The 20,381-nt window shown below is 48.2% G+C and carries 21 protein-coding genes; 15 read left to right on the top strand and 6 right to left on the bottom strand.

All coding sequences use genetic code 11. The features are described 5' to 3' along the window. The first annotated feature begins 204 nt into the window (after nt 1-204). A complete protein-coding gene (locus H065_RS0101240; protein WP_017811184.1) occupies nt 205-1,815 on the top strand; it encodes an FAD-dependent oxidoreductase in 1,611 nt (536 codons plus the stop codon). Nucleotides 1,816-1,953: 138 nt separating this feature from the next. Here the strand turns inward: H065_RS0101240 and H065_RS0101235 are convergent, their stop codons facing one another. The 3 genes from H065_RS0101235 to H065_RS0101225 all read right to left on the bottom strand — a co-directional run bounded on the left by H065_RS0101235 (nt 1,954) and on the right by H065_RS0101225 (nt 2,957). Continuing rightward, on the bottom strand, nt 1,954-2,316 hold the full coding sequence (locus tag H065_RS0101235; protein WP_017811183.1) for a hypothetical protein: 363 nt from the start codon (nt 2,314-2,316) through the stop codon (nt 1,954-1,956). Between the two features lie 117 nt (nt 2,317-2,433). Further along, nucleotides 2,434-2,664: a hypothetical protein gene (locus tag H065_RS0101230; protein ID WP_017811182.1), complete on the bottom strand. Its 231-nt coding sequence runs from the start codon at nt 2,662-2,664 to the stop codon at nt 2,434-2,436. Next, a complete protein-coding gene (locus H065_RS0101225; protein WP_017811181.1) occupies nt 2,616-2,957 on the bottom strand; it encodes a sigma factor-like helix-turn-helix DNA-binding protein in 342 nt (113 codons plus the stop codon). The genes H065_RS0101230 and H065_RS0101225 overlap by 49 nt, the downstream gene beginning before the upstream one ends. Before the next feature lie 210 nt (nt 2,958-3,167). On the opposite strand from H065_RS0101225, the gene H065_RS0101220 reads away from it, so the two are divergent. Both H065_RS0101220 and H065_RS0101215 read left to right on the top strand, forming a co-directional pair. After that, entirely contained in the window at nt 3,168-3,683 is a 516-nt protein-coding gene (locus H065_RS0101220; RefSeq protein ID WP_017811180.1) for a DUF2179 domain-containing protein, read from the top strand. Nucleotides 3,684-3,917: 234 nt separating this feature from the next. Further along, nucleotides 3,918-4,766 (top strand): aldo/keto reductase, encoded by an 849-nt coding sequence (locus H065_RS0101215; RefSeq protein ID WP_017811179.1) that lies wholly within the window; start codon nt 3,918-3,920, stop codon nt 4,764-4,766. A 287-nt stretch (nt 4,767-5,053) separates the two neighbouring features. Here the strand turns inward: H065_RS0101215 and H065_RS0101210 are convergent, their stop codons facing one another. Then, entirely contained in the window at nt 5,054-5,608 is a 555-nt protein-coding gene (locus H065_RS0101210; RefSeq protein WP_017811178.1) for a PadR family transcriptional regulator, read from the bottom strand. A gap of 179 nt (nt 5,609-5,787) precedes the next feature. Here H065_RS0101210 and padC point away from each other — a divergent pair, with 179 nt between their 5' ends. The 9 genes from padC (at nt 5,788) to H065_RS0101160 (ending at nt 15,810) form a co-directional block, all read left to right on the top strand. Beyond that, nucleotides 5,788-6,285 carry a phenolic acid decarboxylase gene (padC, locus tag H065_RS0101205; protein WP_017811177.1) on the top strand — a complete coding sequence of 166 codons (498 nt, stop codon included), beginning with the start codon at nt 5,788-5,790 and terminating at the stop codon, nt 6,283-6,285. Between the two features lie 224 nt (nt 6,286-6,509). After that, on the top strand, nt 6,510-7,628 hold the full coding sequence (locus H065_RS0101200) for an aminoglycoside phosphotransferase family protein (RefSeq protein WP_017811176.1): 1,119 nt from the start codon (nt 6,510-6,512) through the stop codon (nt 7,626-7,628). 36 nt (nt 7,629-7,664) lie between these two features. Beyond that, complete coding sequence (locus H065_RS0101195) at nt 7,665-9,512, top strand: ABC transporter substrate-binding protein (protein WP_152425770.1); 1,848 nt, start codon at nt 7,665-7,667, stop codon at nt 9,510-9,512. 165 nt (nt 9,513-9,677) lie between these two features. Continuing rightward, nucleotides 9,678-10,187 carry a GNAT family N-acetyltransferase gene (locus H065_RS0101190; protein ID WP_017811174.1) on the top strand — a complete coding sequence of 170 codons (510 nt, stop codon included), beginning with the start codon at nt 9,678-9,680 and terminating at the stop codon, nt 10,185-10,187. A 281-nt stretch (nt 10,188-10,468) separates the two neighbouring features. Beyond that, nucleotides 10,469-10,906, top strand: a complete 438-nt coding sequence (locus H065_RS0101185; RefSeq protein ID WP_017811173.1) for a GNAT family N-acetyltransferase — start codon at nt 10,469-10,471, stop codon at nt 10,904-10,906. A gap of 197 nt (nt 10,907-11,103) precedes the next feature. Beyond that, entirely contained in the window at nt 11,104-12,102 is a 999-nt protein-coding gene (locus tag H065_RS0101175; protein WP_017811171.1) for a glycosyltransferase, read from the top strand. Nucleotides 12,103-12,190: 88 nt separating this feature from the next. Further along, nucleotides 12,191-13,159: a nucleoside hydrolase gene (locus H065_RS0101170; RefSeq protein WP_017811170.1), complete on the top strand. Its 969-nt coding sequence runs from the start codon at nt 12,191-12,193 to the stop codon at nt 13,157-13,159. 207 nt (nt 13,160-13,366) lie between these two features. Beyond that, complete coding sequence (locus tag H065_RS0101165; protein WP_238557857.1) at nt 13,367-13,837, top strand: PM0498 family protein; 471 nt, start codon at nt 13,367-13,369, stop codon at nt 13,835-13,837. A gap of 338 nt (nt 13,838-14,175) precedes the next feature. Beyond that, complete coding sequence (locus tag H065_RS0101160) at nt 14,176-15,810, top strand: sensor domain-containing diguanylate cyclase (RefSeq protein ID WP_017811168.1); 1,635 nt, start codon at nt 14,176-14,178, stop codon at nt 15,808-15,810. 244 nt (nt 15,811-16,054) lie between these two features. Here the strand turns inward: H065_RS0101160 and H065_RS0101155 are convergent, their stop codons facing one another. Continuing rightward, nucleotides 16,055-16,336 carry a YesK family protein gene (locus tag H065_RS0101155; protein WP_017811167.1) on the bottom strand — a complete coding sequence of 94 codons (282 nt, stop codon included), beginning with the start codon at nt 16,334-16,336 and terminating at the stop codon, nt 16,055-16,057. 83 nt (nt 16,337-16,419) lie between these two features. After that, nucleotides 16,420-16,719, bottom strand: a complete 300-nt coding sequence (locus tag H065_RS0101150) for a hypothetical protein (RefSeq protein ID WP_017811166.1) — start codon at nt 16,717-16,719, stop codon at nt 16,420-16,422. A gap of 571 nt (nt 16,720-17,290) precedes the next feature. Between H065_RS0101150 and H065_RS0101145 the strand changes: the two genes are divergently transcribed. From H065_RS0101145 to H065_RS0101135, 3 genes are read left to right on the top strand one after another with little or no spacing between them, the layout of a single operon-like run. Continuing rightward, nucleotides 17,291-18,526: an ABC transporter substrate-binding protein gene (locus H065_RS0101145; RefSeq protein WP_017811165.1), complete on the top strand. Its 1,236-nt coding sequence runs from the start codon at nt 17,291-17,293 to the stop codon at nt 18,524-18,526. A 58-nt stretch (nt 18,527-18,584) separates the two neighbouring features. Continuing rightward, the gene (locus H065_RS0101140; protein ID WP_017811164.1) at nt 18,585-19,451 is read left to right on the top strand and encodes a carbohydrate ABC transporter permease; all 867 of its coding nucleotides are present in this window, start codon (nt 18,585-18,587) and stop codon (nt 19,449-19,451) included. Then, the gene (locus H065_RS0101135) at nt 19,451-20,278 is read left to right on the top strand and encodes a carbohydrate ABC transporter permease (protein ID WP_017811163.1); all 828 of its coding nucleotides are present in this window, start codon (nt 19,451-19,453) and stop codon (nt 20,276-20,278) included. Before H065_RS0101140 ends, H065_RS0101135 begins: the two co-directional genes overlap by 1 nt. The last annotated feature ends 103 nt before the right edge of the window (nt 20,279-20,381 follow it).

Here is a 20,381-nt window from a genome sequence, read left to right as displayed (position 1 = left end):
GTCTGCTTTTTACTAAGGCAAGGAATACTCAATACAAAGCCTCCAGCCATGTCTGCTGCATAGATAGCTGTAAACTTGAACTTCATATCCTGTAACTGGTATAAATGATACAAAGATGGAAAATAAAAACGTTATCAATGATCCAAAAGATGGCAGTCATGCCCCAATAATCATGCCAAATCGTACCCAAAGGAGATCTCAGCCATGAACCCACATACTATACAAGCCGACGTTATCGTTATCGGAGGAAGTCTCGGAGGCACGCTCGCTGCGCTCGCTGCCGCCAAGCAGGGACTACATGTTATTCTCACCGAACCGACAGACTGGCTCGGCGGACAGCTCACTTCCCAAGCGGTTCCACCGGATGAACATCGCTGGATTGAGCAAGGAATCGGTGCACCGGGGACCTTTATCGAGTTCCGGGAGCGGGTAAGGGAATATTACCGCAACAACTACCCGCTTACCGAGGAAGCATTGACCAATCCGATCCTCAACCCGGGTAACGGATGGGTCAGCCGATTGGCACATGAGCCAAAAATCGCGCTGCAGGTGCTTGAAGATATGCTCGCAGTCTATGTAAATACGCAGCGTATCGAAGTGCTGTACCAGACGGTACCGGTTGAAGTAGATGTGGAACATGACATGATCCGCTCTATAACTGTAAACCGGCTGGGCCATTATCGTCCGAAATATACCACCCTGATCGGTCAATATTATCTGGATGGTACCGATGAAGGCGATCTGCTGCCGATGTCCGGTACAGAGTACGTGAGCGGCGCCGAATCCAGATCCCAGACCGATGAACCCCATGCACTGGAAGAAGCCGATCCACTGGATATGCAGTCGATTACGCATGTAGCGGCAGTTGATTATATCGAAGGCGGCGACTTTACGATCGATAAGCCGGAAGAGTACGAGTTCTGGCGTCAGTACACACCGTCCTTTTCCGAGTATCCGATTCTGAGCTGGTATGCGACCGATGCGAATGATACGACCAAGCTCAAGGAATTCACCCTGCTGCCGAATGAACAGGGTGTGACGTCGCTGTGGGATTACCGCCGCATCGTCGATCCATCGATCTGGACCGAGAAGCTGAGTGCCGAAGTATCTCTGCTCAACTGGGCGATGAACGATTATTATGCCGGCCCGGTTACCGGCGTGCCGCTGCAGGAACGGATGCCGAATCTGGAGAGTGCCCGTCAGCTCACCCTGTCGCTCGTCTACTGGCTGCAGACCGAAGCTCCTCGTCTGGATGGCGGCAAAGGCTACCCGGGTATCCGGCTGCGCGGCGATATTGTCGGTACAGCAGATGGACTCGCCAAAGCGCCATATATCCGCGAATCCCGCCGGATCAAGGGCATGTACACAATCACCGAGCATGATGTGAGCAAGGAGCTGCGCGGTGAGCAGGGGATCAAGCGCTATGAAGACAGTGTAGGCATCGGCAGCTACTCGCTCGATCTGCATCCAACGGTCAAGACACACCGGACGTTCTACATTCCCAACTATCCATTCGAGATTCCGCTCGGTGCGCTGATTCCGGTACGGATGAAAAACCTGCTGCCAGCCTGCAAAAATATCAGCATGACCCAGATCGCCGGCGGCTGTTATCGTCTGCATCCCGTGGAATGGAATATCGGGGAAGCAGCCGGTTATCTGGCAGCCTATGCGATTCAGCATGATCTGACCCCGCAGGAAGTGTACGCATCCAGTGAGCATGTGAGCCGCTATCAGGAGATGCTGACCGAAGGTGGTGTGCAGCTGCACTGGCCGGAAGAAGTAGAGAAGGAAGTGTTACAGCCGCCGAAGCAGTAAGTGGTAAATAGAGGAACGGATGATAAGAACACAAAAAGAGAGCATTCCCGGAATGCTCTCTTTTCACTATTTATAAGGTGCTTGGCTGTATAAATGCAGGCTCACTCGATACGCGATAAACGAGCTTCTATGATGTCATTATGTATCACTGTGCCTGTCCCGAATCGTCTCTAGCAGCATTTTGATGCATACGTAGGCGACAACAAGGGAAAATAGAAATGCAAATGCTTTGAACCAGATTTCGGTATCCTCCAGCTGCCAGGCATTAAACATGCTGAGTCCGGTAATACCGAGAGCCAGGCAGGCGAGTAGTAAACGAGCTGTCCATTTCTCCGGATATCTGAATTTGAGTTCGTCATGCAGCAGAATACATAACGTTTGGGCAAACAGACATAATCCTGCCAATGAAAAGTGCGTAAACAGCCCGAACATTCTAGCGAGTACGATCCATATAGCCAGCAAAAGTATCAATCGCAGTAAGTTCGATCTATTCAATCTCATATGTATATTCATCCTCCTGCGCATTCCGGGATTTGAAAGTATGTCTATTATACTCTCTGTTCTCTGTACGCAGGAGGTTTTACTTGCAAGCGGGCAGAAATCCAAATGGCTACTGCTCTAGCCTTGTTGCTGGTTATTTTCTTGTAACAGTTCAATCAATTCCAGCCGCAGCGCCTGCATTGCATCTTCTCGTTCCATCGGCATATAACGGCTGAGCTGGCGCATCTCCGGCTCATAATAAGCCAGCAGTTCCAGCATAGACGACTGTCCATTCGGACCGCGCGCCAGTTCCAGCAGGGTTACAAATTGTTCGTCCGGGAGAGGTGTTCCAGGCTTTTGCGCTTCCATCGGTTCACCGCCTGTTGACTGATTTGCAGCCGGGCTGCCAGTTCCTGCTCGCTTCGTCCTTCCAGATATAGACCGGTGATGATCAACCGGCCCTGCTCGGAAGGCAGCGTATCTATCCACTCCCGCAGCAGAATAACATCGATGTCATCGGATTGTACAGAAAGATGGCTAACTTGCTCGTTCAAGGGTAAATGTTCGTGATATAATCTGGTCTTGGCGCGGTACTGCATCCGCCAGGAGGCTTGCCGCAGCCGCTGTCTATACTGTTCGCTCAGTGGTAAAATGACGGACATTGTATTCCACTCCTTTGTGTTATATTTTCCATTTAAGGGAACTTATGTTCTTATTCTATCACTGATTCAGACAGTCGGCGGAGGTTCTACACCGGAGATGCAGCCGAAAAAAGGATGTTTTTGGGCTGTTGGATGTTGTAACGAGGTTCAGGTTGGCAGAAAAGAATTCCAAGTCGAAGGGATTATCCCGGAAAGGTGTTTTACCTCATTATGCTTAAAATTTTGCTGTTTATTTTTCTGATTCAGATTGTGTATGTTACGGCGTATACACTACGAACGATTCTGACGCTGAAAGGGCAAAAGTATGTAGCCGCCAGCATCGGGACGGTTGAAGTCGTTATTTATGTAATGGGACTCAATATGGTGCTGAGTTATCTGGATCAGGTAGTGAGTCTGATCGTGTACGCGATTGGTTATGGGATGGGGATTCTGCTCGGTTCATGGATTGAGGAGAAGATTGCACTGGGTTATATTACGGTCAAAGTCATCAGCGATGCACCGAATTACCATTTGGTTGAAGTGTTGCGGGACAAAGGATATGGTGTCACTTCCTGGATCGGACAGGGCCGTGATGGCGAGCGGATCATGATGGAGATTCTGGCGAAGCGCAAAAACCAGGATAATCTGTACAAAAGTATTCTGGCTGTCGATCCCAAAGCTTTTGTGATTATGGTCGAGCCGCGTGAATTCCATGGCGGATTCTGGACCAAGGCAATCAAGCGATAACCGTGCCGGTTGCCCAACAGGAATAGTTTGTTGCAGCACAGCGCTACGCTCTGAACAGCATACACTGCTTGCAACAGAGAGATCAGATTCAGGCAAATGATCTATTCAAGTAGCCTATCTAAAAGGTGCTTCAATACATGTACACCCGTCTTCTTCACAGGAAGGCGGGTTTCTTTGTGCAGGTCGTTGGTTTAATTGGGTATGTATGGTAAATAAGAAAGGAGGACATTATACATGTCAATCAATATTCCAACTATCCAGCTGAATGACGGACTGGACATTCCAGCAATTGGGCTGGGTACTTACTCGCTTAACGGTTACAAGGGCGTCGAATCGATCAAACAGGGAATCGAAGCTGGCTACCGGCTGATCGACTCGGCATTTAACTATGAGAATGAAGGTGCAGTAGGCAGAGCTGTCCGCGAAAGCTCGGTACAGCGTGAACAACTGCGCATCTGTTCCAAGCTGCCGGGACGGCATCATGCGTATGACGAAGCGCTCGTGACGATCGAAGAATCGCTGCTGCGTACGGGTCTGGATTACTTTGACCTGTATATTATCCACTGGCCGAATCCCAAGCAGGACAAGTATGTAGAAGCCTGGCAGGCGATGATCGAAGCTCAAAAGCGCGGCTATGTCCGCTCAATTGGAGTCAGCAACTTCCTGCCGGAGCATCTGGAGCGTATTATCGGGGAAACAGGCGTAGCGCCAGTGCTCAATCAGGTAGAACTGCATCCGTATTTTGAACAGGCAGAGCAGCGCGCTGCCCACAGCAAGCATGGTATCATCACCGAATCATGGAGTCCGCTCGGTCGTGGTCGCGGCGAAAGTGTACTGGAAGATGCCGGAATTAAGCAAATTGCCGAGACGCATGGCAAAACGCCAACCCAGGTGATTCTGCGCTGGCATACCCAGCTGGGCGCCGTTCCGATTCCAAAAGCGGGTTCGCTGGAGCACCAGCAGGAGAATCTGAACATCTTCGACTTTGAACTGACCGAGGAGCAGATGAAGACGATCTCTGCATTCAGCAAAGATAACAAACGCCTGTGGGATCAGGACCCGGCGGAGTATGAAGAGTTCTGAACAGGGACAGAGGTTATACCCGTTTTATCTGTCCAGGTAGCTGTATGAAGGATAGCTGTAGGCCAATACTAACAAGAACACAGCCAACAGAAACTCATCTTCTGTAAAGAACACCTTGGCAAATGAAAACAGGCTTTATTTCTACACTATTCATATAGACACACGCAAAAGGCATCCCTGATCAGGATGCCTTTTTGGTATTTCTAGTTTTCCATATTGCTGCACTTTTTCTACTCTTCGCAAGTAACTCCAATCCTTCAGCAAAAGCTGCCAGTAAAAGCACCTCACTACCCGAATATCTGCAAATGCTGTTCCAGCCAGTCTACGTAACTCTGCTCACGTACCAGCGCTTTGGTCAGTACCAGATAATGTCCCAGATGAGGATTGGCAAATGTCACCTCTGCACCCTCCGCTCCAAATGTCGGTTTTAGTCCTTCATATCGTTGCTGCAAATCCAGTAGTTTCTCACGGCGCAGACGCAGCTGATCTGCGAACAGGGCCCGTGCTTCTTCCTTCGGCAGATTGCCGATAAAGTACATTTTCAGCATGAATGTATCTTTTTCCGTCTCTGGCAGGGGAGCCGAAGCACTCACCCATTCCAGCAGTTCCCGCTGCCCCTCCGGGGTAATGGTATACATTTTTTTCTCTAATTTCTCTCCCTGAATCACGGTGCGGAACTGGACCAGTTCTTCATCGACCAGCTTTTTGAGTTCCGGGTAAATCTGGCTGTGTTTGGCGCTCCAGAACTGCCCGATCTCTTCCTTGAATTGACTTGTAATATCATAGCCGCTGCATTCGTGGCGATTCAGCAGCCCGAGAATGGCATATTTTAATACTCGCATAAGGCAATAATCCCCCTTGAACAATTTGACGGTGTATAACGAATAGTGTTAATATAAACATGTAAATAGTTACACGTTTTGATTACATTCAATAAAGTTTTGGCATTTCAGAACCTGCATGTTCGCAGAAATGCCTGGAGCTGGACACATTATACTAACTTGAGGAAGGTGCTTTGAACATGGACAAATTTGTTGGCAGTCACATGATTTATACGTATGAGAACGGCTGGGAATACGAGATTTATATCAAGAATGACCACACGATCGATTACCGTATTCACTCCGGTATGGTCGCAGGACGCTGGGTACGCGATCAGGAAGTAGATCTGGTAAAACTGACCGAAGGCGTCTACAAAGTATCCTGGACCGAACCGACAGGCACAGATGTATCTCTTAATTTTATGCCAGATGAGAAAAGAATGCATGGTATTATTTTCTTCCCGAAATGGGTGCATGAACATCCGGAGATCACGGTCTGCTACCAGAACGACCATATCGCTCTGATGGAAGAATCCCGTCTGAAATATGAGACTTATCCGAAGTATGTCGTACCGGAATTTGCCGATATTACATTTATCGAGAATGCAGGTGTGGACAATGAAGAGCTGATCTCTATTGCTCCTTATCCTGGAATGACCGATGATATCCGCGCCGGCAATCCACTGCGATCCAAATAATCACTTTATTTCATCTATCTGTACCTGTCCGCTAAGGGCTATATTTTATAAATGATCATCTCATCCAAAAGCAGCTCGTGCTTCCTTATTGATCTGGACGCGGGCTGTTTTTTTGTATGGAAATTCCTCTTTATCTGACTGCCGGTGACCTGCAGGGTAGCTCGTCGCATGATATAGTGGTATTCATAATCAAAGGGAACCAACCGGAAATCAGGTGAAATGTAATGCAGTGGACAGCTATCGTTACCCGGCAGGGACAATTACATAGAGAGTGGACAACGAACATCGAAGTACTGTACACCGGACTGCACGGATTGTCTGTACAGCGATTTCAGTTAAAGGAAAACGGACAGAGCTATATTTACAAGCCATTCGCCACAGCAGCGGATGTAATACGCGAAGTCCGGGTGTATCAACAGGTGATGCCATGGCTGCCTGAGGTATATCCGCAGCTGATTGCATATTCGACAGGGGTCATTACAGAGACTGTAGGAAATGAAGAAGCACAGGCATCCGCTAATCAGCACGCTATAGATGTATCTGCATCCTCGGGTTGCTGGCTTATTCTGGAGGATATAGGCACGCTGAGTCATCACCATAACGAGCAGGTGCTGCTGGAAATGGTGAATCTGATGGCACAGTGGCATCGCATACCGATACAAAATATCCAGGAGCTGCCTGTTCAGGGACAGAAGCCACCCCTGCCTGCTGTCAAAGACGAGGTGCTTCAGAATTGGGAGCAGGCGGTAGGGCTGCTGAACGGAATCTATGATGCACACGATGAACATGACGAACATGGGCAGGGTATGGAAGAACGCAGTGGAAGAGCTCAATATTGTATCCCAGATCCACAGAAGTGGGATAGTTTACGGGATGAACTGCGACAGTTTGCTCCAGAGGAATCGCCAGTACTATCCCATGGCGATCTGCATGCAGGCAATTACGGACTGAATCCAGAGGGACGTCTGATCGTGCTCGATTGGGAGCATGCCCATGCTGCCCTGCCTTACTGGGATCTGTATCATCTGCTCGACATGTCGCATCCTCTATTTCCTCGAAGAATGAACCCGACACTTCGGCAAAAGCTTCTTCAGCAGTATTGGCAGCAGACCCGGCAAACTATACAGTTTGGTGAACAGGATCATCGATTATCGCTGGCTTGGAAAATTTTTCACCAGGATTATTACCGATTTGCGATACTGTATTCGCTGTGGATGCTGCTGCTGATCGAGCGGGATCTGCTGCAGCCTCAGGCGATCTGGCCGCATCCGCAGCTGCTGGCGCAGCGCCGGGAGACGATGGAGCATCTATGGCAGTGTATCGAGCAGTGGCCGGAATTATAGGATGTACGTACAGGAGAGGAGGAGCCTGCATTGCGTATGGCAGAGAATTATATGCGTCTGCGTCAGGCATTTATCAGTCAGCAGGAACACCAGCTGCTCCGCGTCACTATGGAAGAACTGGCGGGAGCACTGTTCTGTACATCGCGTAATGCCCGGCTGATACTGGCCCGGATGACAGAGACGGCGTGGATTACGTTTCAACCGGGACGGGGGAGAGGGAATCGGTCGGCGCTGGTATTCCTTCGCTCCGCAGCCGAAGTACTGCTGGAGGAAGCCCAGGAACGCGTAATGGCAGGCGATGTGCAGTCTGCATTTGACTGGGTGCATGAATATGAAGATGTAGCGGCGGTGCGGGATGCTTTTTTGCCCTGGCTGACCGCGTATTTTGGCTATTCGGCAGCCCGCGATGAGACGGAACAGGTGATCGAGACACTGCGTCTACCCATTTACCGGCCGATCGTCTGTCTGGACCCGGCGAATGCGGTATTTGCTTTTGATACAGAGCTGGTGGATCAGCTGTATAGCAGGCTGACCCGATATGATGCACAATCAACTTGTGTAACGGCCGGACTCGCTCATGCCTGGGAGTGTCAGGAAGAAGGCAGGATATGGACCTTTTACCTGCTCAAAAATATAAGCTTTCATAGTGGGCAGGAGCTGACTGCACACGATGCAGCTGCCAGCCTGGAGCGTCTGCGCAGCCCTGTTCATGCCCATAGCTGGCTGGTTGGACAAGTAGATACTGTACAGGTGCTGAACCGGTACACCCTGCAGATTGTATTGCATCGTCCGAATATCTATCTGGATCTGTACATGAGCCACAGCGGGACTTCGATTCTGCCGGCAGGTACATGGACAGAGGCAGAGCTGCCAATCGGATCGGGGGCTTACCGCATGATGAGTCTGCAGCGTGGTCAATGTGTACTGGAACGTTTCCCCGGTTATTATGATCGGGGAGCTCTGATCGACCGGATCGAGATTATTATTGTACCGGAACAGGAAGCGGCCTATGCGGTTGGTCCGGCACCGGGCACATTGACTGTCGTGACGGGAGAAGCGGCTATCCATCCTCCTGCGAATCTGCTGCAACAGCATCATGTCACCGGTGTATCCTTGCTGTCGGTGAATACGCGTACAGCCGGACAGTTGCAGAATCGCTCGCTGCGGCAGGCTCTGATGCATGGGATTGACCGCAACCGGATGATCTATGAACTGGGAGATACACGGGTAGCCGCTGCCCATGGACTTCGTGTTACAGAGGGACAGCATGATTTTCCGGCAAAGGCAGAAGAAAATGAACCCCAGGGAAATGAAGATGTGCTGTACCAGCCGGACCAAGCACGCGAAGCGCTGCAGATCGCTGGCTATACGGGTCAGACACTGGCATTGTATACATTTCCACGTCATGAACGGGATGCCTACTGGCTGCAGGCACAGTATAGAGAGCTGGGGATTGAGATCGCCGTACATATTGTTCCATGGGCTGAATTGAATCAGCCGACGATCCGGGAGCAGGCGGATCTGATATTATTCGAAGCAGTACTGAGCGGCGGAATGCTCCGGCAGCTAGAGTACCTGCAGTCCGGGCATAGCCTGATTCGCAGCCGACTTCTGGAGAAAAGCATCCAACAAATCGACCATATTACTGACAAGATGCTGGGGGCCAACCATGCCTCTTCTACCGATCAACATTCCCATGAGCAGAACCAGCAGAGGTCTGTATGGCGGCAGCAGGTCGAAGCAGAGTTATTGGATTCCTGCAGTATTATCCCGCTGGTGGAGCGTTCTGCGATACTGCTGCATCATCCAAGTCTTCGCGGCGTACGGATCAATGAACGGGGATGGACCCGATTTCAGGATCTGTGGTTTGGTGAGAGGATCTGAACGAAATAGGTTCTTCCTTGTTCTCCCAAGACTAAGCAAGCGCTAGAAGAGATGGAAAGGGAGAAAAGTGGAAACACTATGCGCCGGATTTACCCTTTTTTCGGTGATAGGCTGTCGGTATACTGTTCATAACCATATTACAGCTGCATAACAGGGGGAATCATAATGTTGGATCAGGTAACCATAGAACGTCTGGATACGCTGGATAAAGAGATGGATCAATTCGTGGATATGCTAGTGGCTGTAGTGGACGATGGAGCATCTATCGGCTTCCTGCCACCGCTGGACAGGGAAGAAGCAAGAAGTTACTGGCAGAGCGTTATCGAGCCCCATACCATTCTGCTGGCTGCGCGTTCCGGTGAACGGATAACCGGGACTGTACAAGTGCAGCTCTGCAGCAAGCCCAACGGCAATCATCGTGCCGAGATCGCCAAGCTGATGGTGCATCCGGATTACCGCCGTCATGGTATTGCCCGCCAGCTGATGATCGAAGCAGAGCAGGTGGCGCGTCAGTCCGAGCGCTCCCTGCTGGTGCTGGATACCCGTGATGGCGATCCGTCGAATCGACTGTACCAATCGCTCGGCTTCCTGCTGGCAGGACAGATTCCGTATTTTGCCCGCTCGGAGAACGGTTCGCTGGATGCGACCAATCTGTATTACAAAGTATTGGAATAGTATATTCGTCCAGCCAGAAACAGATAATCCTCAATCCAATAAGATGTATCCCAAAAACCTGATGTGCACCCTGGCATCAGGTTTTTTGATGTGCGAACCGAACTCATCCAAGCTATAGTCGCTGAATGGTTCACTATGAACGGCTAGTTATAAATGAAATGCACCTGTCTACAGTCAGGAGTGAAGCTGGCTGACAGGACAGGACTATATTATGATAAGTCCATCACTTAATTGACCCAGTAATCCCGTATCCTATTCGATAAGCAAAGGAGAATACCCCTATGAATCAAGTACAGATTGTACATGCAGCAGCAGAACATGCCGACGAGCTGGCAGCAATGAATCTGGAGTTTAACGGTGTGATTATGGAGGAAGAACAGCTGCGTGAGTATCTGGCCAATCGCCGGGAGATTATTCTGATCGCGATGGATGGAGAGCAGGCGGCAGGTTTTATTTGCGCGCAGGTATTTCATTCCTTTTGTTATGAACGTCCGAATGCCGAGATTACCGAGCTGTATGTGCGAGAAGCGGCCCGTGAGCAAGGAGTAGCGAGCCGCTTGGTTCGGCAGATGGAGCAGGAGCTGCGGACGAGCGGAGTCAAGACGGTGACTATTCTGACCAGCTCGTACAACGAACCCGCTTGGCGAACTTATGAATCTGCCGGCTACCGTACACAGGAAGAGACGGTTTTTCAGCGTAAACTGATTCCAATGGAATGAAGCATCTATCGCCGCATGATTTGCAATGAAGCGGACTCGATATTGTCGGTTCCTGTCAGGACAATTCGTGCAAAAAAGACTACAATAGATACAGTTTGTTTTGTTAATCTGCAGCAGGTAATCATTGGCTATACGTACATACAGTTGGAGTTGTTAGCGATCCCGACTGGTTTGGATAAGAAAAAGGAGCAATGGTAATGACCAAAATCGGACTGATTATGCGCAAAATTCAATTTACCGAGAACCAGGGGCCGCGTGTATTTGCGGAACGGCTCAAGGCACTCAGTGCCGAGCTGGGGGTGGAGATTGTCTTTATTTCCCCCGAACGCCATGTGAGCGGCTATGACTGGCTGCCCGGTTATGAACATGAGAAAGGCGATCTGGTCAATTATGATATCGTTCTCGACCAGATTCACAGCCACAATATTGACCATGTGATCTATACGGTATCCGGATTTACTTTTCTCAAGATGTTCCTGCCCAATAGTGTGCTCTTCCCGCATAGCTTCCCTGATCCGGCACTGACAGGCTATGAGATGATGAAGCCGTTCTATACGATGGTGGACAAAGCTGTTGTACAGACGCCATTTCTCAAAAGACAGATGGCGTCGCAGTTTGGTATTACCGATGTGGATGTGATCCCGATTGGGTTCAGCGAAGAGCTGGCGAAGAAGCATTTTAACCCGGACGAGGTGGTGGATAACCGGGTACTGTGGATTGGGCGGGATGAAGAGAATCGCCGCCCGGATCTGGTCGTTGAATATGCGCACCGTAACCCTGATAAGGAAGTATTCATGGTGTTCGGCGGCGAGCGCTACCGGGAGAGTATGAAGAAATACGACATTCCTGCCAATCTCAAGCTGCAGTTTGCCCTGTCCCAGGATGAGATATTCCAGCTGATGAACTCGTCCAAAGTCTACTGGAGCAGCTCACGCTTTGATACATTTGCGATGCCGCTGACCGAAGCGCTGGCAATGGGCAAGATTGTCGTGAAGCCGGAGCATCCATGTTATGACCATATTAGTTCGGCTCATTCCTTTGCCGGTAATGAGCATAACTGGTTTGAGCTGGTCAATATGGCAGTATCGTCGCCGCGCCGCTTCTCTCAGGAGAATCGCGACTATGCCTTTGAGACGTTCTCGGCCAGCATTATGAAAGAAGGATACCGTCAATTCTATTCGGATTGGCTCAAATAATCCGGAATCTGTACGCGGTATCTGCCGTACAAGCACTGTAGTAATCCCTATTTCATATTCCAAATGTACAACGATAGGAGACTCTTTTATGACTACTTTACGCAAAGCAATTATTGATACCGATACCGCAGGCGATGATACGATCGCCATTTTGACAGCCCTGCATCATTTTGATGTACAGGGCATTATGATGACCGGAGGCAATGTGCAGTTTGACCAGCAGGTAGAGAATGCACTCTATACGATTGAGGTGGCCGGCAAAGGCGGAGCAGATGGTCGTATTCCGGTCTACAAAGGATGCGAACGTCCGCTGATGACCACATGGAATGCGGAATCACACCGAACCGTCGAGGATGTGCATGGCAGTGACGGCATGGGCGGCGCCAATTTCCCGCTGGCTATCCAGCGTCCGGCAGACGGGCATGCCGTCGATTTTCTGATCGAGACGGTACATCGTTATCCGGGCGAGATTCATCTGTTGGCGATCGCACCGCTGACCAATATCGCGATGGCGATCCAGAAGGACCCGACCATTGTGCCGAAAATTCCGCATCTGTATGTAATGGGCGGTACAAATAACGCACTCGGCAATATTACGCCTGCTGCCGAATACAACTTTTACGTAGACCCGGAAGCAGCGCACATCTTACTGCGCTCAGGCATCCCGACGACGATGGTTGGCTGGGAGATGTGCACGCGCTATTCGCTGATGGACGATAACGATCATGCCGAGATTCAGGCGCTGGGAACTTCGGGAACGAAATTTTTCACCGATGTGAACAAAGTGGTTATGCAGTTCAACAAGCAGGTGCACCGGCTGAATGGAACGACCCATCCCGATACACTGCTCATGGCTGTAGCTGCAAATGAAGCAGTCATGACAGAATCCCATGAGTACTTTGTCGATGTAGAGACCCGTGGAGAATGGACACGCGGATACAGCGTAGTAGATATCAACGGTCGATTGGGACAGCAGCCTAACGTACGTGTTTGCGAAAAAATCGACCGTGACCTATTCAAACAAATGCTGCTCGACGTGCTGACAGCGATCGAATAGACGCCACCCGCTGAAAATATATAATAGAGAACCAGAGCAGGTATATTCAGGGATAGAAAAGAAGCATTGGGAAGCGACGGTGGAAGTATCGCTTACTAATGATCGATCGACCTGGATTTATTAAAATTTGAATGCAGAACAAACTCTGCATCGCGGTTAGAGCCTTTATATTCTGAAATGAGGTAAATGTTGTTAATTAATTCTAAAATGCAAAAGTATCTGGATGAACTAGAACAAGCAAATATAAAAGAAAGTCGTTATGATATTTATTTGAACAGTATCGATCCTTTTATTTTCCCGACTTTTATAGAGTGGGATGGCTGTGTATTGTTAAAACAAAAAAACGGACCTGATTTACCATCTCATTTTACGCCTAGTGAATTTACTATAGATCGAACAGCATTCGAAGCATTGCATAACCATATTCATCTTGATGATATATTTGAAGACATCATCGAGCCGATCCAATTATTTGGAATTGGCGTAAAAATGATTGAGATATGGGCGGCTGTACTTTATAGACAATTTAATGGGAAAAGAAATTTTTACGTTATTTTATCTTACGATGGTGAATATAGTGTTTTACGTTTCTATTCAGTCAGACAGGACGAACCACCATGGATTACTGTGGATTCATTAGATTCTTATTTAGATGCAGTAATGGTAATTGAAGTCTAAACGGCAAGACCTTGAAGAAATAATCTTCAAGGTCTTTTTTAGTTTTTTGTCTGTAGGACGAATAAGTGAATTCACGCAAAGAAAAGAATTATCGCAATGCAACTACCTTCGATGACTCTAACGATCTATGACAATCTATAAAATCAAAAAAACAATTTTAAAATAGTGATCCGTGAGTAATGAAGCAGCGTATTATTAATTAACTAATACATGAAAATATCCTAAAATTCGACAAATTATCTTATAATTCGATAAAATAGGACTTTAGATATGTGTAGCGAAGGTGTTGGATAGCCGATAACTTAAACATCAAGTCGAATCATTTGGGGGAACAGTCGATGAGTTATAAACTGAGGACCGTACTGGTCATTGTATTTATTGTATTATCGCTAGTGCTGTCGGGTACTCTCGGCTGGGTAATGAATCGCTATGCCGTAAACAATATGAAAGCAGAAATAGGAGATTCCTTATTCAGTACTGCGCATAATACAGCAGACAAGCTGGATAACTTCATGTGGTCCCGTTCAGGGGAAATGGATCTGTTGGCTCAACTGCCGGTACTCCGTAATTCGAACAATATGGATGAAGTACACGATATGCTGGATCAGCTGCAATCGAGCTTTCCGTCCTTTTCCTGGATCGGGTATACCGATATTCATGGCAAAGTGCTGGCTTCGACAGACAATATTCTGCTGGGTAAGGATCTGTCCGAGCGTCCTGTCTATCAGGAAGGAATCAAGAAAAAATTCATCGGCGACGTACATGATGCCGTACTGCTGGCCAAGCTGCTGCCTAATCCGAGCGGCGAACCATTGCAGTTCGTAGATATCAGTCTGCCGGTTCTCAATAATAAAGGTCAAAAAGTAGGCGTGCTCGCTGCTCACATGAGCTGGGACTGGGCACGTGAAGTAAAGCAGTCGGTCATGGAATCATTCCGCCAGAACGACAAGGATATCGAAGTGATGATTGTCAGCCAAAAGGATCAAGTAGTTCTGCTGGGAACGGATGGCATGGTGGGACAGAAGCTGCCGCTGAGCAGTGTAAAGAAGGCACAGTCTGGACAATCCGGTTGGGAACTGGAAGAGTGGCCGGATGGACATACCTATCTGACTGGTTATGCTTATGGTGATGGATATATGGATTATCCGGGGCTTGGTTGGACCGTGCTTGTACGCCAGCCGGAATCCACGGCCCTGACATCGATCGCGGATATGAATACCTTTACGATTATTGCAGGGGTGATCGCGACTATTGTGTTTGCATTGATTGGCTGGTTCCTGGCGAACAAGATTTCACTGCCGATTCGTGCACTGACGCATCGTGCCGACCGCCTGAGTGAAAAGGAAATCGTTGATATTCCGGTGCAGCGTGGCTTCTATGAGATCGAGATTCTGTCCCGCTCGCTGCGGACGATGGTGACCTCGCTTATGCAAAAGGATGTCGAGCTGGATCAGATGCAGACGATTGCTCTCTACGATCATCTGACCGGACTGCCGAACCGTAATGCATTGGAAGCATACCTGGAGAGCACACTGGCTGCGCATGAAGATGATTCATCGCAGCAGCTCAGCTTTCTCTATATCGATCTGGATGGCTTCAAAAAAGTAAATGACACTCTGGGACATCAGTCCGGTGATATTCTGCTGCAAAAGGTCGCTCAGCGTCTGAGCAGTCTGTCACGGAACAAAGATATTACCGTTCGCCTGGGTGGCGACGAATTCCTCGTGGTGCTGCATACTTCCAAGGATCATTCGTACGATGAAGCACAAGCATATGGTGAACAGATTATTAGCTTGCTGAACAAACCATTTGTATTGGAATACCAGAAGGTCAATATCGGCTGCAGTATTGGTGGGGCGGTCTATATGGTTGACAGTGACAATCCGATCGAGATTGTACGTATGGCCGATCAGGCACTCTACCAATCCAAGCGTGCTGGCAAAAACCGGATCACTTTCTACAATGCCGATTAGCTGCCACAGTCTGCGATGTAACATTTATTCGGAAGTATGCGGATGCCTGTGCACAGCAAAATTGAATGAAAAAAGAGCCTTTTACAAGGCTCTTTTTTGTTTGTCTTTATGTGTGTTCGACCTATTTCATCCGATAAAGGATTCGCTGGATGATATAATAATACGGCAAATTCTTACCAAAAAGGGTGGAATAATGAGCCATCACCCGATTATCGTCTGCCTTCGATTTGGATCTTGATAAAAGCTAATGACGGCGTTGTCCGGCAATTCGTTTACCGATGACCAGTATGATGAACAATACAATCAGTGACGACATGATAATAATCAGTGATAGAACCAGATATCCGATAGCATCCCAGCCGGATTGAAAAAGACTGAACAGCATCAGCAGAGCGCCGATCAATACGCCAATCAGGCCGGGAATATAACGTCTGGTCGTTGACGAGGGTCTGAAGCGAATCAGAATAATGCTAATAATCAGCAAAACCAATGCCAGGCCTGCTCCCATATATATAAACTGTATCAATAAGGACACCTCCCCTTTCTTCCATCATATCAATATTCTTGATTGAGCTACTGATCTATCATGCCGATTATCCATGCCGCCGCTTACGGACGTGCATAACCTTTGCCCAGACGATAAAACAGCTGGAACAACAGCAGCACAAGTCCGATCAGTGAAGTACTGATCAGCGCAAGGCAAAAGGCCAGAATTCCTGTCCAGCTCTCATCATTGCCCGAGGGTACAATCAGCCATAATAGAATCATACTGGCAACCAAGGCGAGCAGTCCGGGGCAAAACCGGAAAAAGCGCGGCTGTGGAGTGACTTTGACGAGCAGCAGTCCGATCAGATAGATCAGTACACCTGCTCCAATACCTGCATAGACCAGTTGATGAATCGGTTGCATAATCATTCTCCTTTCCTGATATAGTGAGAAATTATTAATATATTAGCCTGATCCGGTAGTTCCTCTGGATATCCTATAAGAAATAACGTGAATTGGAAAGGATAAATAAGGTAGCCGCCGGAAAGGGAAATAAAAGTGTGAGATGGTTAATAAATATATAAATAGCATAACAGCTTTATATCCATATAATTGCGATTGATAATGGATAATTCCATAAAATGGCTTTTTATAAAGGGTTGTCAAAAATCTTAATTTAGTTATCTACTTCCTTATTATTATGTAAATGCAAAAGTCACTCAAAGAAAACGTTTACTTTTTGAGCGAAAAGGGTATTCTTAATTATAATAAATAGTATTGCTTGAAATATGCAAAACTGCAGACCCTTCAATATGAGCTTACAATAACCGGATGAGGTTTTCCAACTTTTAGCATATTGTAAGCGCTTAACGATAGGGATATTCTATTATCCGACAGAACTGCATATTATGCAAAATGCTGATCGGCCCCTTGTTTTGCTTCGGCAGAGGGTGCTTGTCAGACAGTAGGTATCTATTTTGAAGGGGATGTTAGCATGAGAAAATGGGGAAGTGCATGTCTTGCAGGCTTATTGATCATTCTGACCCTTGCAGCCTGCAGCGGTGGCGGCAATAATGCCAGCGGTGTGGTGGAGCTGGAGTTTTTCCAGAACAAACCTGAAGCCAAGGGCAGCTTTGACAAACTGGTAGCCAAGTTTAATGAACAGCATCCGAATATTCATGTCTCCCAGGTGAATCCACCGGATGCCGAGACCGTGCTCAAGACACGTGTCGTCAAGGATGATATTCCCGATATTATCGGACTGGGTGCAACCGATACATACTCTCTTCTGGCCCAAAGCGAAATTTTTCTTAACCTCACCAATGACCCTCTACTTCAGAACATCGATCCCAAATATGTACAGATGCTGACCGATGTCACCGGGATGCAGGAAGTTACCGGTGTTCCGTTTGCCCTGAATGCCAGCGGCGTCATCTACAACAAGGATATTTTCCAAAAGCTCGGTCTGTCTGTACCCAAAACTTGGGATGAGCTGATCGCAACAGCCAAAAAAGCAAAAGAAGCCGATGTGATTCCATTCTACTTTACGTACAAGGATGACTGGCAGACCAACTTGCCGTTCAACGATATGGGCGGAACCCTGGTCGGGATTGATTTTTACAAGGAACGTCGTGAGAACAAGACCACTTTCCAGTCGGCTTATCAGGAAGTAGCCAAAAAGCAGCTGGAGCTGCTGAATTATGGACACAGCGATAACTTTGGTAAAAACTATGCCGACGGTAACCGTGCGTTCGGTAATGGAGAATCAGCGATGTATATCCAGGGTAGCTGGGCAATCTCCGAGATTCGCAAAGTCAATCCGGATATCAACCTGGGCTTCTTCCCGCTGCCGGGCAGCAATGATGAAGCGCAGAACAAACTGACTGCCGGCGTGGATACTCTGCTCGCCATCTCCAATCAGACCGAGCATCCGGAGGAAGCCAAGCAGTTTATCTCCTTCCTGCTGCAGCCGGAGAACAGCCAGCAGTATATTGATGAACAGAATCTGTTCTCTTCGGTAGACGGTGTACAGCAAAAGGATGAGAGTGTATCCGGTCTGCTGCCGTATTTTGAACAGGGTAAAATTGTCGACTTTGTCGATCACTATATTCCAAGTGCGGTACAGCTGAATCCGACAGTACAGGCGTTCCTGCAGAACAAGGATATCAATGCGTTCCTGGGTACGCTGGACAAGGAGTGGGACAAGGTGGCTGCTCGCAGGGCAAGCTGAGCGGCCTGATCGATAGATGTAACGTAACAGAGGAAAGCCAAGAAGGGGAGGAAGACACATGTCCAAACGGATGTCCACCTATTACTGGATGACCATTCCGGCCGTATTGCTATTCTTTCTATTCCTGACGCTGCCGGCGATTCAGGGGGTCTATTATTCATTTACCAACTACAATGGATTTGGTAAAACGTACGATTTTATCTGGTTCCGTAACTATATTAATCTGTTCACCGATAATGTGGTGGGCGATGCGTACTGGTTTACGATCAAGTTCGCAGTAGTCGTTACCATCTTCGTTAACGTATTCAGTCTGCTGATCGCCCTCGGACTGAATGCGAGCATCAAGTTCCGTAATTTCTTCCGCGGGATCTATTTCCTGCCGAATATTCTGAGCGTACTGATCGTGGGTTACATATTCAACTATCTGTTCTCCAATGTATTCACTGTATGGGGACAGTCTCTGGGCATCAACGCATTGTCCACGAACATACTCGGTAATGAGAATCTGGCCTGGATCGGCGTCGTGATCGTGGCGGTCTGGCAGAGTATCGCGCTGAATACGATTCTGTATCTGGCCGGTCTGCAGACCATCTCCAAAGATATGTATGAAGCGTCCAGCCTCGATGGAGCAGGCAAATGGCGGGAGTTCTGGAGCATCACCTTCCCACTGATCGCTCCGTTCTTCACCATTAATATGGTACTGGCAATGAAAAATGCGCTGATGGTGTTCGACCAGATTGTCGCTTTGACCAATGGTGGACCTGGACGGGCAACCCAGTCGATCTCCTTCCTGATCTATACGGGCGGATTTGAAGGTGGCGAATTCGCTTATCAATCGGCGAACTCGGTGATCTACTTTATCGTTATTGCTGTAATCTCGATTCTGCAGATTCGCTTCCTGCAAAGAAGGGAGATGGACATGTAATGAAAGAGAATACCAAAATCAACTGGCCGATCAATATACTGGTAGCTATCGGAACACTGATCATTTTGTTCCCGCTGTATATGGCCCTGACTATTGCACTCAAAGATCCGCAGCAGATGTCCCAGTCCCTGTTCGGTCTGCCTACCAAGTGGCGTTTTGACAACTTTGCCAATGCGATCGAAGTGACGAACTTCTTTCAGGCATTCCGCAACAGTGCGCTGGTGACTACAGCGACCGTGGTACTGACCCTGCTCACCAACTCGATGGTCGCTTATGCGATTGGACGGAATATGGAGCGCAGCAAGTTTTTCAAAGGATTGTATTTTTACTTTGTCAGCGCGATGTTTATTCCGTTCCCGATCATCATGCTGCCAATCGTCAAGCTGACTGCATCGCTGCATATGACCAACCTGGTCGGTCTGACAATTCTGCATACGGTATACGCACTGGCATTTAACGTATTTGTCTATGTCGGCTATATCCGCTCGATTCCGGTTGCACTGGAAGAGGCGGCGACCGTGGATGGTGCTTCGACATGGGGAACTTTCTGGCGGATCATTTTCCCACTGATGGCACCGATCAATGCAACGGTAGGTATTCTCGTCTGCCTGTCCACGTACAACGACTTCCTGCTGCCGCTGATTATTGTCAGTGACCAGGATATGTACACACTGCCACTGGTGCAGTATATTTTCCAGGGACAGTTCAATACAGACTATAATCTGGCATTCGCCTCGTATCTGCTGGCGATGCTGCCGATGATCGTTATTTATCTGTTTGCACAGAAATGGATCATTAGCGGGGTTACCCGTGGTTCGGTGAAATAAGCGAACGACTGCAATCAATATACAAAAAGACCGTATCTCTAACAGGGAGTACGGTCTTTTTGTTATTTCTGCATATATTTATTCTTTCTGCGTATCTTGTTAA

This window comes from Paenibacillus shenyangensis (assembly GCF_000346635.1).
Lineage (GTDB): Bacteria > Bacillota > Bacilli > Paenibacillales > Paenibacillaceae > Saccharibacillus > Saccharibacillus dauci.
The sequence above is the reverse complement of the archived record's forward strand: the minus strand, read 5'-3'. Positions and strand labels throughout refer to the sequence as shown.